The following is a 12,669-nucleotide window of genomic DNA, read 5'->3' on the forward strand; positions in this document are numbered from 1 at the left end:
GTTTTGTGCTGAGGGAGAGGAGTGCTTGAGAAGAGTTACTTTGAGATTTGATTTTTTGAGAAAACATAGCAGTGGCTGTTTTACCACTACCAACTGCTTCGACTATAGAGAAATTACTCCCTTTTTGTCTTCGTATCTGCATACATGAATCTACTTTTTTATGCATTTTCCCTTAGCTTTTGATTAAAGGATATTTTATTTAAAATACCACTATATAAAACTCAATATAGTTATTGTAGCCATATAATATTTTAGAGTAAACCTTGATTTAGCTTAACTAGTGAAATTTTTTGAAAGGGAAGAATTTAAAAGATAGTTAATTATCTGCGATCAGCATAAATTTTTGCTTGAGCAGCTGATAATCTTGCTATAGGAACTCTAAAAGGAGAGCAAGATACATAGTCAAGATCCAAATCATGACAGAAACCAACAGAGTATGGCTCACCACCATGCTCGCCACATATACCCATTTTAGCATTTGGGTTAACAGCTTTGACACCTTCTTTAGCTATTTCCATCAGTTTACCTACACCTTTAGGATCTAGTCTAGCAAATGGATCGAAGCTTAAAATACCCTTTTCAAGGTAGTCTTTAATGAATTTATTAGCATCGTCTCTGCTAAAGCCAAAAGTCATCTGAGTTAAGTCATTTGTACCGAATGAGAAGAACTCACTGCCAGCTTCAGCAAGCAGACCTGCACCAATAGCTCCACGAGGAGTTTCTAGCATTACACCAACTTTATAGTCGATATCTATTTTTTCACGTTTAAGAATTGTGTTAGCAACTTCTCTAACTATACCGCTTAGTAATTTGAATTCTCCAAGAGTGCTAACTAATGGAATCATAAGCTCAGGTTTAACTTCAATTCCCATACGTTTGCTTGAAATTGCCGCATAGATGATAGCTTTAGTTTGCATCTCGATGATTTCTGGATATGTCACAGCGAGTCTACAGCCTCTATGACCCATCATGGGATTCATTTCATTTAAAGCTTCTATACGAGCTTCTAACTCACTGTAGCTAATATTAAATTCGCGGGCTAGATCATCAATCTCATCAACTTCATGAGGTAAAAATTCATGTAGAGGAGGATCTATAAATCTGATAGTTACAGCTAGATTATCCATAGCCTCAAAAAGCTCTTCAAAGTCTTGTTGCTGTACTGGAAGCAACTTATCCAAAGCCTTTTGTCTTTCTTTTTTATCTTTAGCTAAGATCATTTGTCTAACATAAGATATGCGATCTTCTTCAAAAAACATGTGTTCTGTACGGCATAGTCCGATACCTTCAGCACCATACGCTCTAGCAACAGAGGCATCTTTGAATGTATCAGCATTACATCTAACACGAAGCTTACGAACATTGTCAACAAATTTCATAAACTCTTCAAAGTCTTGAGTAACTTCAGGATCAACAGTTTTGATAATACCTCTGTATACAGTACCTTTTGTACCGTCAAGAGATAAATAATCACCCTCAGAGAAAACTTGACCTCTCTCAAAAGTAATAGTTTTTTTATCTTCATCGATTCTAGCTGCTTCTAATCCAGATACGCAACATTTACCCATTCCACGAGCTACTACAGCAGCGTGAGATGTCATACCACCACGTAGAGTTAAGATACCATTACAAGCATTCATACCTGCTATATCTTCAGGAGAAGTTTCAATTCTAACTAGGATAGTTTTTTCCTCACCACGAGCTTTAGCTGCTAGCAAAGATTCAACATCAAAATATATTCTACCACTTGCAGCACCCGGTGAAGCACCTAATGCAGAACCAAGAGGGCGCTTAGAAGCAAGAGCTTTTTCATCAAATTTAGGATGTAGTAGTTGCTCTAGCAAGTGAGGTTCAACCATCATCACAGCCTCTTCGTTTGTGATTAGGCCTTCTTTAGCCATATCAACAGCTATTTTCAAAGCTGCTTTTGCAGTTCTTTTACCATTTCTTGTTTGCAGCATGAAAAGCTTACCATCTTCGATAGTAAACTCCATATCTTGCATATCTTTGTAGACATTTTCTAAATTTTTAGCAATTTTTACAAAGTCATTAAACACTTCTGGCATTTTGTCTTTCAAAGTTGAAATATGTGCAGGAGTTCTGGTACCTGCAACTACATCTTCACCTTGAGCATTGATCAAATACTCACCAAAAAGTTCATTCTCACCAGTGGAAGGGTTTCTTGTAAAAGCAACACCTGTACCAGAGTTATTTCCAGAGTTACCATAGACCATTTCTTGGACGTTAACAGCCGTACCCCAGTTATTCGAGATATTATTGATTTCTCTATATATGATTGCTCTTTCAGCATTCCATGATCTAAATACAGCTTCAACAGCTGCTAAAAGTTGCTCGACAGGATCTGTAGGAAATTCTTTGCCAACTAGATCTTTGTAGACTTTCTTATATTCTGCAACAATATCTTTATAGTCTTGAGCACTTAGATCGCAATCATTTTTGACATTTCTCTTTTCTTTTTTATCATCAAGTATTTTATCGAAAGGTTTTTTCTCACAGTCCATAACAACATCTGCAAACATCATTATGAATCTTCTGTAGCTGTCATAAACAAACTGCTCGTTATTTGTCTTTGCTACCATAGCTCTTGCAACTTCATCATTTAGACCAAGGTTTAGAACTGTGTCCATCATACCTGGCATAGAAACTCTAGCACCAGAACGCACGGATACAAGTAGTGGATTACTTCCTCCACCAAAAGTTTTGCCTGTTCTTTTTTCTAAATCTGCAACATTTGCAAAAATTTGTTCTTTAACCTGATCATTCAGTTTTTGACGGTCATCATAGTATTTTAGGCATGCTTCTGTAGTTACTGTAAAGCCATCTGGTACAGGCAATCCACTATTAAGCATCTCACTAAGATTAGCTCCTTTACCACCTAACAAATCACGCATAGACTTATTACCTTCGCTAAAGGCATAGACAAATTTCGACATAAAAACTCCTCTCAAGTTTTTCATAAAATTAATTTGAAACTAAGCATACTCTCAAGTATACCTAATCTTCATCATAGCACATTTGCTGAGCTAGGTTAAAGATTTTTTGTGATGTATTTAAAAAACTTTTAGAAATTCAGTAATGGACTATTAAACAGATAAAAGTTTTTGTCTATAGAACTTTAACTCAGAAATAGAATCTCTAATGTCATCTAGAGCTTGGTGTGTAGATTTTTTATAGAAGCTCTCGCCATCCCCCCAATATTCATTGAGAAGCTTTAAGCTTGTAACATCAAGCATTCTATAATGGCAATAGTCGTCTATATCAGGCATATACTTTGCTAAGAATCTTCTATCCTGCCATATTGAATTACCACATAGAGGAGAACTTTGATAAGGGACATATTGTTTTATAAAATCTAAGGTTTTTCGCTCAGCTTCTTTTAATGAAGTCTTACTATCTTTTACTCTCTGAGTTAGACCTGTTTCTCCATGAACCTTTATACACCACTCATTCATTGTATTTAGAATTTCATCTGATTGGTGGATTGCTATTGGCTCTGCTTCTGCAATGATATTTAGGTCTTTATCTGTAATAATTGTAGCTATTTCAATAATTGCGCAACTATCAACATCTAACCCCGTCATTTCAAGGTCAATCCAGATCAAGTTATCTGTAGGTTGCATTTGCTTAATCCTTTACTCTTGATACATAGGTCGAAGTTCTAGTGTCAACTTTTATGATTTCACCAGTTTGTACAAAAAGAGGCACTCTAACTACCGCACCAGTAGATAGTGTTGCTGGTTTGCCACCTGTGCCTGCAGTATCACCTTTAAGACCAGGATCTGTCTCAATAATTTCTAAGTTGACAAAGTTCGGAGGGATGATGGAGATGGGTTGGCCATTAAAAAGAATTACTTGATATTCATCTTGATCCTTGAGCCATTTTTTTGTTTCACCAAGAGCATCTTGAGAAACCATATATTGCTCAAAAGTTTCTGGATGCATAAAGACATAGCACTCACCATCAAAGTATGAGTAAACAGCAGATAATTCTTCAACATCTGCAGCCTCAACAGATTCGCCAGATTTAAAAGTTTTTTCAACTACTCTGTCATTTAATAGGTTTTTTAGTTTAACCCTATTAAATGCCTGTCCTTTACCCGGTTTTACAAATTCATTTTCAATAATAACCATTGGGTTGCCATCGATTAAAACTTTCAGGCCACCCTTAAACTCATTAGTACTATAACTAGCCATTTTTAAATCCTTATTTAGTTTAGTAAGATTCTAATTCCAACATTCTTGAGGAGTCTTATTTACAATACCCCCATCAACTTCAAGTTCTATATTTCTGCATGGAGTATCAGCTGTTTGTGAATTCTGAGCAATTGCCGTTAATACATAGCTAACTTCTGGGCACTCCGGCTCACCAGAGCAGTATGTAAGGCGATAGTAATTATTTTGAGTATTTTCATGATAAAAGCTACTTATCGTACTACCAGAAGGAAAAGACCCAAAACGGATTTCAAAATTATCAGCCGCACTAGCTGCTGAAAGCAGCTCAGAGGTTGCTTCAGTTCGGTGATTTCTCAGTATATAGTTGTTATACATTGGTATGCCAATTGATGCGAGAATTGCTATTATCGCGATTACAACCATCAACTCAACTAATGAAAATCCTTTTTTTTTATTATTTATCGGCATATCAACACTACTTTAATATATTTGAGGTTCGCCATTTGGTCTAGTTCTATAGCGACGATGTTGCCATAAGTATTGCTCTGGGTATTTACTTATAGCATCCTCTAAAAACTTATTTGTTATTTCAGCATCTTTATATGCATCTCCTGTGAACTCTAGAGGTTCTCCCATTACTATTTTATATTTTTTTAGGCACTTTTCCCTAACATAATATACAGGTAATACTACAGAGTCTGTTTTTTCAGCTAACCATGGAGTTACTGTCAAAGTTGAACATAAAGTTCCAAAAAATGGAGCAAAAATAGAGTTTTCAAGTCCAGTGCTTTCTAAACCAAAGTCTTGATCTGGAGCGTACCACATAGAGTAGCCTCTTTTTAAGCTTTTAATAACACTTATTAAGTTTTTACTATCTAGACATCTATAGATGTTTTTTTCACGGTATTTTTTGATTAGCTCTTCAAGAAGATCATTGGTGTTCTTTTGGTACATAACTGTAAGAGGAGGATGATTTTCTGCTACATAACGTCCAACTATTTCTATACAGTGAAAGTGAAAACCTAGGAATATAACATTTGTATTCGGGTTTTCATGATATCTTTTAAAGATCTCTAATGAGTTTTCTTCCCATTCGAACTCTATTTTACTGAACCTTTTTTTTGATAAAAACCAAGCGGCAGTAGTTTCAGCTCCTGATAGAACCATAGAATAATAGCTTTTATCAACAAGTTTATTTATTTCTTTCAAAGACTTTTCTGGGAATGCAATCTTTAAATTTTCTCGAGCAATTCGATTTCTACTTTTTAAGAGTGGTTTAATAACAATACCAATAGCAAGCACTACATACTTATGAGTGAAAAGAGGTAATTTGGAGCCAAAGTTCATTATACCTACAATAACCCAAATACCCCAATTTTTCGGTTTAAGCTTGTTATTTTTCATTAGTATCTTTAAATTAAAATATTAAACCTATTTTAACATACACTTTTTTAATCATAAACATTAATAAATCTTTTCTTCTCCTGGTGGCCTTGTCTTATAGCGACGGTGTTGCCATAAGTACTGCTCAGGGTATTTTCGAATAGCTCTTTCAAGAAACTGATTAATAAGCAAAGCATCTTTATAATCATCCCCAGAAAACTCCATTGGCTCGCCAGATATGAGCTTATATCCAGATAAGTCTTTATTTCTAACGTAATATGTAGGGATTACTATAGATTTGGTTTTCCGAGCTAACCATGGGGTGACTACTAATGTAGAACAAAGTTTTCCGAAAAAAGGTACAAAAATACTATGTTCTTTAAAATCTTGGTCAGGAGCATACCAAAGAGTCATCTTCGATCTTAAGCTTTTTATCATGGTAAGCATATTTTTGCGCTCAAAACATTTATCTACATATTTTAATCGAGATGAAGTGATTATGTGTTCCATTACAGGGTTTTTATGCTTCTGATACATAAGGCTTAATGGCTTAAATTTGTCTCCACAATATCTACCTGCTATCTCTAATGTGTGAAAGTGAAAACCTAGAGACATTAAGGGTTTATCTAAGTTTTCATGAGTAGTAATAAAAGATTGAAATTCCGTTTCATCTACATTTATTTTTTTAAAATTCTTATCTGACATAAACCATGCTATTAAGCTTTCAAATCCGGCCATACAAACAGACTTATAGCTCTCATCTACTAATTTTAATATTTCAGTTTCAGATTTATCTGGGAAAGCTATTTTTAGATTAATATAAGCTACTTTATTACGCTTTTTAGCTAAAGGTTTTGCTATTTTGCCAATAAATATAGCTAATCGCATCAGAGTCTTATAAGACAGGGTGTTAACTAAGATTTTAGCAATAAAAATAGCTAACCAAAGTCCCCAATATTTTGGTTTAAGTAGAGATTTATCCATATTACTTTTTATGAGTAGCTTGGTAATGTCTTGTAATAATCCATTGTTGTAAGATACTGATTACGTTGTTAGTTAGCCAGTATAGTACTAGACCAGATGGGAATGAAGCAAATAAGAATGTAAATATCACAGGTAAGAACATCATTATCTTAGCTTGCATAGGATCTGCAGGAGCTGGAGATAGTTTTTGCTGTAAGAACATTGATATACCCATAAGTATAGGTAATACAAAGTAAGGATCCTTCATAGATAAGTCATGAATCCAGAAGATAAATGGAGCTTGTCTTAACTCTACAGATTCTAGCAATACCCAGTATAGTGAAATGAAAATAGGAATCTGTATAAGCATAGGTAAACAACCACTTAGAGGGTTTACCTTCTCTTCTTTATACATTTCCATCATTTTCTTACCTAGAGCCTGACGATCATCTTTATATGTTTCTTGTAAGCGTTTGATTCTAGGTTGTAACATTCTCATTTTTGCCATAGAGCGATAACTCTTAGCAGAAAGAGGATAGAATATGAGCTTAATCAGGCAGGTTACAAGGATAATAGCTAAGCCCCAGTTACCTACTAGTGAATGTATGTGATTCATCACCCAGAAAATTATCTCTGAGAAGAATGATAACATTCCGTAATCTAGAGTTTTTTCTAGGTTAGGAGCTAAATCTACTAAGTTGGCTTTAATAATTGGTCCACTATATAGTACTGAGTCTATATTTTCTGATTGACCAGGTGCGATCGAAAGTCCAGTGTAAGCACCTGCTTCAAATACATCATTGTTCAGGTTTTTATAGTAAATTTTTGAGTCATTTGATTGTGGAATCCAAGCGCTCATAAAGTAATGTTGTATGAAAGCAACCCAACCTAGACCTTGACTACTTATAACCGTTGGCTGACCGTTAGTTTTTGAAATGTCTTTGAAAGACTCTTTTCTGAAAGAGTCATTAGCTGTTGAGTAAGCGACACCAGTAAAAGTATAGCTGTGAGCATTTAATAGGCTAAAGCTATCGCCTGCTGGATTAAAGTCTCTAGCTAATGAGTCATCAATAATAACATTTACAGGCGCTGAAGTTGTATTTTTAATATCCTGAGATACAGATATATTGTATTTAGCATCATCAAAAGTATATGTTCTAGTTATTTCTAACCCATCAACATTTCCAGTAAGAGTTAGTATCTGTTTTCCATTTTCTTTTTTGATTCCCTGGCTTTCAAAATTGACATCAATAGGCTTTTTGTTGATAACAATAGTACTTTTAGCAATATATTCTGAACCTTGCTTATTTGTAAGCAGAGACATTGGGGTTTTATCATCAAGACTAATGCTATAATCTTCTAATGATGCTGAAATAATAGCACCATCAAGTAAGCTGATCTTAAGATTTTTGAATACATCTGTGTTAATAGTTACGCTTTTAGCATCATCATATTTTGAGAAACTTGTAGTTTTCGTTAATGATGCTTTTGCATCAGATGTTGACACATTCGTTGTGGCAGGAGTATCATCACTATTGTAGTGACTATTGTCTTGTTGAGTTTGAGTCGTTTGTGATTGACTGCTTTTTGATGGGAAAGTTTGCTCCCATCTACCCATCAATGAGATAAGCATTATAGCTATCGTGACTAATAGTAGTATTCTTATATGATTAGCTTTCATTGTTTATTATTAACCTTTTTATTTTTACAAGGAACCGGATCGTAGTAGTCTCTTTTTGCAAACGGATGACATCTTAAGAGCCTACGGGTACTTAAATATAATCCCTTTAGTATACCATGAGTTTTTAGAGCTTCTAGAGCATATTCTGAACAAGTAGGATAATATCTGCATCTAGCAGGTATAAAGGGGCTTATACAATAGCGGTATAAATTGATTAGAGCTATAAAAGGAACTAGTGTAATTCTTTTAAAAAATTTTCGAAATTTTTTATCGAGTGCCACAATTCTTCCTTAGTCGCTTGAGCAGCTGGTTTTTTACTTAAAACTATCAAGCATTTGTGTTCTAAGATATCTTTGTGTAAACGAAAAGACTCTTTAATAAGTCTTCTACAAAGATTTCTTTTAGTAGCCTTTTTGATGCTTTTTTTTGGTAAGATTGCACAAATACCTGGCTCTTTATGAGTTCTGTGACTTAAAAAGAATGTGAAATGTAGTGTACTGAGTTTTTTATCTACATTACCAAAGGCTTGTTTAATCTCACTTTTATCGAGTATATTTTGCTTTGTTAGGCAAAAGTTACGCTGCAAGCTTTGCTCTACCTTTAGCTCTTCTGTTTCTAATAACTTTTCTTCCGCTTAATGTTTTCATGCGAGCACGGAAGCCATGAGTTCTTTTTCTTTTTAAGTTTGAAGGTTGGAATGTTCTTTTCATTTTAATTTCCTCTTTAAAATTCTAATCTTTATTTAATACATTACAGAAATAGTTTCGGTATTCTATAGAAAAAACCTTAGTTAGTCAAATACTAATTGCTAGAGTTGGAGCATGGTATTAGATTCATCTCTGATAATTGTTTCCAAGATTTATCAGGACAGTTTTTAGGTTTTTCAGAGGGGAAGCAGTAACCTTGCCATCCTCTATAGTTTTCAACCTCTAAACATTTTTTGAACTTTTTGACGCTGAGGTATGCAGGTGTCCAAGTTGCGGAGTTTGAGCCAACTAGTTGTTCTTGTTGCTTAGGTTGGTCTATGGCTGGTATGTTACCCTCTTTAGCTTCCTTACTTAAAGGGGATGGTGTAGCATTCATTGCCATAGGCGTTGTATGATCGCTGGGTTTAACTGAGTTAGCTTCCGTTAGGGCAGGATTAACGTTAACATCAGAACCACTACTAGCTAAGCTATTGTCTATTGTGGCATTTGCAGAAAAACCAATAGAAACATACAACGCAGCCACAAAGAAAGTACATATTTTTTTCATTTTCTCATAATAAGTATGTCAATTTATATAACTTATATAATATTTATTTTCTTTCCAGTATTCAAGTTAATGATTCTTGCTATGATATAATTCATACAAAATTTACAAGGTTTTTTTAATTTTATGCAAGATTTGTATCATGTAATTGGTTATCCGGTTAAACATAGTTTATCTCCCAAAATTCAGATGGAATTAGCTGAGCAATATCATCAAGATATACTTTTTACAGCTGTTGAAATTAAGCCAGAGAATCTAGCAACAAAGATTCAAGAGTTCCGTGATAACTCTCAAATTAAAGGGTTAAGTGTAACTGTACCACATAAGGAAAAAGTATACGATTTGGCAGATGATGCAGATGATACTGCTAAGGCTGTTAAAGCTGCTAGTAATGTTGTTTTTACCGAAGATCGTAAAATGATAGCTCTAAACTACGATGGTTTGGGTATAGTTAATGATATTAAGAATAATTACAAAATAGGTTTCGTAGGTAAAAAGGTTCTTGTTGTAGGTGCCGGAGGAGCTGCCAAAGCAGTTATTGCAGCAGTTATCAAAGAGTTCCCATTATCCGTGAGTATTACTAATAGAACCAAAGTAAAGGCAGATGTGATAAAAGATTTATTCAGATCAGAAACTAAAATAAATGTGATTGATTTTGATGATATCAAACAGTCTTTTGATATCGTGATTAATTCAACATCATCAAGTATTTATGGTGAATTGCTCCCTTTACAGAAAACAAATTTTAATAGAAACGCATTTGCTTATGATTTGATGTATAGTTTAGATGGTGGGACTATTTTCACAAAATGGTGCGAAGATAACGGTATTAAGGCTGCAGATGGTAAAGGAATGTTAAAAGAGCTTAGTCTTGCAGTATTTAAGTATTGGCGAGGATTATGACTAATGTAGTCATTGTGCTAGAATATTTCTATGTGGTATCTACTAGCATAACTGCTTCTGAAGGTTAAGTTGAAAAAAAAGATATTATTCCTTGGAGTCGGTGGTATTGGAGTTTCAGCGCTGGCCATTGCAGCCAAAAGGTTAGGTGCAGATGTTGCTGGTTATGATAGTGTACCGAATAAGCTAACTGCTAAGCTAGAATCTTCAGGTATTTCAATATTTTCAAGTTCCACTAGTATTGATGTTTCAGTCTATGATACTGTAGTATACTCAAGTGCAATTCTTGATAGCCATTCATTGTTGTCAAAGGCACGTGCTTTAGGGGTGCAGTGTTTACAAAGAGCGATGTTTCTAGCGTTATTAATGAAAGATTTTAGGAATAGCATCGCAGTCACCGGAACTCACGGTAAGACTACAACATCAAGTATTTTAGCTACATTGCTATGTAAGCTTGATACAACTAGTAGTTTTGTTGTTGGTGGTGTAGTTAAATATGCTGACTCTAATATTCAGGTTAATGGTACCGACAGATTAGTTATAGAAGCGGATGAAAGTGATGCTTCATTTTTATATCTAAACCCAAATGTCGCAATAGTTACGAATATTGATCTTGATCATATGTCGACATATAAAAATAGCTATGACAATTTACTTGAGAACTTTGCAAATTTTTTGATGAAAGAAAGTATCGAAAATATATATTTGTGTGTTGATGATTATGGTTGCAATGATTTGCTAGAGAGGTATCGTTCACAAGTAATAGGAAATATTGTATCTTATGGGTTTGCTACAAACGCAAGTGCTCAAATATATGACTACAGGGTAAGTGGAAGCTTAACCTCGTTCTCTATTGAATATAAGTCTAGCAAATATGATTTTAAATTAGAGTTGCCTGGCAAATATAATGTTCAAAATGCTGCAGCATGTGTAATAACATGTCTAGACCTGGGGTTTAGGTATGAGGATATTTATAAAGCATTAATTACTGTGAAAGGTGTTGTGAGAAGGTTTGATATATATGCTAAGCGAATATTGGGTCATGAGATTCCTGTTGTTGATGATTATGGACACCATCCTGTAGAAGTTATAAGTAGCATTGGAGCTGTGAGAGATAGGTATCCGGATAAAAAAATAATACATGTCTTTCAGCCACATAGATACACGCGCAATAGGGATTTGTTAACAGACTGGTCAAAAGCCTTATCTTTAGCCGATCAGCTAATAATACTTCCAACATATTCAGCGGGAGAGCAGGTCATACAGGGAGCTGAGAGCCAAGATCTTATCAGAAATATCCCCAAAGCGCTTATGGCTGATAGTTTTGATCATGTGCTTTCTCTCTTAGAGAAGCTTGTGGATGATAATACGGTTTTGCTAATTCAAGGAGCGGGAGATATTACAAATTTGGTGGGTATGATAGGTGAATAGTATAGAAAAAGGAACTCTTTATGTTGTATCAACGCCTATTGGTAATTTACAAGATATAACTTACAGAGCTATGAACATTCTGAGTGATGTTGATGTGATTCTAGCAGAAGATACACGAATGACAGCTAAACTATTGGCTAGCCTTAATATTCGTGGTAATCAGAAGTTAATTTCTTGCCATGATTTTAATGAAGGGTCACGAGTTGAGTATGTCAAAGAGCTTTTAGGTAATGATAATAGCATAGCTTTGGTAAGTGATGCAGGTACACCATTAATTTCAGATCCTGGTTATAAAATAGTTGCGAGCTTACGCAAGGACGGTCATAAAGTAATTCCAATACCAGGTGTTAGTGCTGTTATCACAGCACTATCTGCTGCAGGCATACCGTCTGATAGTTTTATGTTTAAAGGATTTTTGTCAGCAAAACAAACTAAAAGGCAGCAACAAATCCGTGACTTCCAACAAGCAAATACAACAATAGTAATATATGAGTCTGTACATAGGATTACATATCTTTTGAATGATTTGTTAGAGATAATGCCTCATAATAATATCGTTGTTGCTAAGGAACTTACCAAGCAGTTTGAAAAATTTGTTGCTGGTTCAGTAGAAGACGTGCATAAGTTTTTTAAGGATAATAAAGATGTCGTAAGAGGTGAGTTTGTCGTTATTATTGATTGTAATAATGGCGAGGTTGACGAGCAAAACAATTTAAAAGTTGATATCGATGACCTATTAAAAGATTTGCTTGAAGATATTCCCGTCAAAAAAGCAGTGAAGCTGGTAGTTAAACTAACTGGTGCAAAAAAGAACGATATATACGAAAGGGCATTGGTCATAAAAAAAGAAGTAACTGGTTAGTTTA

The 12,669-nt window shown here is 34.6% G+C and carries 14 protein-coding genes; 3 read left to right on the forward strand and 11 right to left on the reverse strand.

The genetic code is table 11. The features are described 5' to 3' along the window. Positions 1-320: 320 nt before the first annotated feature. The 11 genes from ppdK to F7308_RS00295 form a co-directional block, all read right to left on the reverse strand. Entirely contained in the window at positions 321-2,954 is a 2,634-nt protein-coding gene (gene ppdK / locus F7308_RS00250) for a pyruvate, phosphate dikinase (RefSeq protein ID WP_013921843.1), read from the reverse strand. Between the two features lie 150 nt (positions 2,955-3,104). Further along, a complete protein-coding gene (gene orn / locus F7308_RS00255) occupies positions 3,105-3,641 on the reverse strand; it encodes an oligoribonuclease (RefSeq protein WP_013921844.1) in 537 nt (178 codons plus the stop codon). A gap of 4 nt (positions 3,642-3,645) precedes the next feature. Next, positions 3,646-4,215, reverse strand: coding sequence for an elongation factor P (gene efp / locus F7308_RS00260; protein ID WP_013921845.1), 570 nt, complete (start codon positions 4,213-4,215; stop codon positions 3,646-3,648). A gap of 30 nt (positions 4,216-4,245) precedes the next feature. Beyond that, positions 4,246-4,662, reverse strand: coding sequence for a type IV pilin protein (locus F7308_RS00265; protein ID WP_013921846.1), 417 nt, complete (start codon positions 4,660-4,662; stop codon positions 4,246-4,248). A gap of 12 nt (positions 4,663-4,674) precedes the next feature. Then, on the reverse strand, positions 4,675-5,598 hold the full coding sequence (locus F7308_RS00270; RefSeq protein WP_013921847.1) for a lysophospholipid acyltransferase family protein: 924 nt from the start codon (positions 5,596-5,598) through the stop codon (positions 4,675-4,677). Positions 5,599-5,658: 60 nt separating this feature from the next. After that, positions 5,659-6,561 carry an LpxL/LpxP family acyltransferase gene (locus tag F7308_RS00275; RefSeq protein ID WP_013921848.1) on the reverse strand — a complete coding sequence of 301 codons (903 nt, stop codon included), beginning with the start codon at positions 6,559-6,561 and terminating at the stop codon, positions 5,659-5,661. 1 nt (position 6,562) lies between these two features. Next, on the reverse strand, positions 6,563-8,221 hold the full coding sequence (gene yidC / locus F7308_RS00280) for a membrane protein insertase YidC (RefSeq protein WP_013921849.1): 1,659 nt from the start codon (positions 8,219-8,221) through the stop codon (positions 6,563-6,565). Then, the gene (gene yidD / locus F7308_RS09960) at positions 8,218-8,502 is read right to left on the reverse strand and encodes a membrane protein insertion efficiency factor YidD (RefSeq protein ID WP_013921850.1); all 285 of its coding nucleotides are present in this window, start codon (positions 8,500-8,502) and stop codon (positions 8,218-8,220) included. The genes yidC and yidD overlap by 4 nt, the downstream gene beginning before the upstream one ends. Then, on the reverse strand, positions 8,454-8,807 hold the full coding sequence (gene rnpA / locus F7308_RS00285) for a ribonuclease P protein component (RefSeq protein ID WP_013921851.1): 354 nt from the start codon (positions 8,805-8,807) through the stop codon (positions 8,454-8,456). The genes yidD and rnpA overlap by 49 nt, the downstream gene beginning before the upstream one ends. Beyond that, entirely contained in the window at positions 8,797-8,931 is a 135-nt protein-coding gene (gene rpmH / locus F7308_RS00290) for a 50S ribosomal protein L34 (RefSeq protein WP_003014180.1), read from the reverse strand. Before rpmH ends, rnpA begins: the two co-directional genes overlap by 11 nt. A 91-nt stretch (positions 8,932-9,022) precedes the next feature. Then, positions 9,023-9,475 carry a hypothetical protein gene (locus F7308_RS00295; RefSeq protein WP_013921852.1) on the reverse strand — a complete coding sequence of 151 codons (453 nt, stop codon included), beginning with the start codon at positions 9,473-9,475 and terminating at the stop codon, positions 9,023-9,025. A 123-nt stretch (positions 9,476-9,598) separates the two neighbouring features. On the opposite strand from F7308_RS00295, the gene F7308_RS00300 reads away from it, so the two are divergent. The 3 genes from F7308_RS00300 to rsmI all read left to right on the forward strand — a co-directional run bounded on the left by F7308_RS00300 (position 9,599) and on the right by rsmI (position 12,665). Then, the gene (locus F7308_RS00300) at positions 9,599-10,375 is read left to right on the forward strand and encodes a shikimate dehydrogenase family protein (protein WP_013921853.1); all 777 of its coding nucleotides are present in this window, start codon (positions 9,599-9,601) and stop codon (positions 10,373-10,375) included. A 69-nt stretch (positions 10,376-10,444) separates the two neighbouring features. Continuing rightward, the gene (gene murC / locus F7308_RS00305; protein WP_013921854.1) at positions 10,445-11,803 is read left to right on the forward strand and encodes a UDP-N-acetylmuramate--L-alanine ligase; all 1,359 of its coding nucleotides are present in this window, start codon (positions 10,445-10,447) and stop codon (positions 11,801-11,803) included. Beyond that, positions 11,796-12,665, forward strand: coding sequence for a 16S rRNA (cytidine(1402)-2'-O)-methyltransferase (gene rsmI / locus F7308_RS00310; RefSeq protein WP_013921855.1), 870 nt, complete (start codon positions 11,796-11,798; stop codon positions 12,663-12,665). The genes murC and rsmI overlap by 8 nt, the downstream gene beginning before the upstream one ends. Positions 12,666-12,669: the final 4 nt, after the last annotated feature.

Origin of the sequence: Francisella salina, assembly GCF_000219045.1 — a bacterium.
Taxonomy (GTDB): Bacteria; Pseudomonadota; Gammaproteobacteria; order Francisellales; family Francisellaceae; genus Francisella; species Francisella salimarina.

Bases quoted from the DNA above. Each gene is read 5' to 3' on its own strand.
- yidC (WP_013921849.1), bottom strand. From the start codon at position 8,221: ATGAAAGCTAATCATATAAGAATACTACTATTAGTCACGATAGCTATA.
- F7308_RS00270 (WP_013921847.1), bottom strand. From the start codon at position 5,598: ATGAAAAATAACAAGCTTAAACCGAAAAATTGGGGTATTTGGGTTATT.
- F7308_RS00300 (WP_013921853.1), top strand. From the start codon at position 9,599: ATGCAAGATTTGTATCATGTAATTGGTTATCCGGTTAAACATAGTTTA.
- F7308_RS00295 (WP_013921852.1), bottom strand. From the start codon at position 9,475: ATGAAAAAAATATGTACTTTCTTTGTGGCTGCGTTGTATGTTTCTATT.
- F7308_RS00275 (WP_013921848.1), bottom strand. From the start codon at position 6,561: ATGGATAAATCTCTACTTAAACCAAAATATTGGGGACTTTGGTTAGCT.
- ppdK (WP_013921843.1), bottom strand. From the start codon at position 2,954: ATGTCGAAATTTGTCTATGCCTTTAGCGAAGGTAATAAGTCTATGCGT.
- orn (WP_013921844.1), bottom strand. From the start codon at position 3,641: ATGCAACCTACAGATAACTTGATCTGGATTGACCTTGAAATGACGGGG.
- efp (WP_013921845.1), bottom strand. From the start codon at position 4,215: ATGGCTAGTTATAGTACTAATGAGTTTAAGGGTGGCCTGAAAGTTTTA.
- F7308_RS00265 (WP_013921846.1), bottom strand. From the start codon at position 4,662: ATGCCGATAAATAATAAAAAAAAAGGATTTTCATTAGTTGAGTTGATG.
- rpmH (WP_003014180.1), bottom strand. From the start codon at position 8,931: ATGAAAAGAACATTCCAACCTTCAAACTTAAAAAGAAAAAGAACTCAT.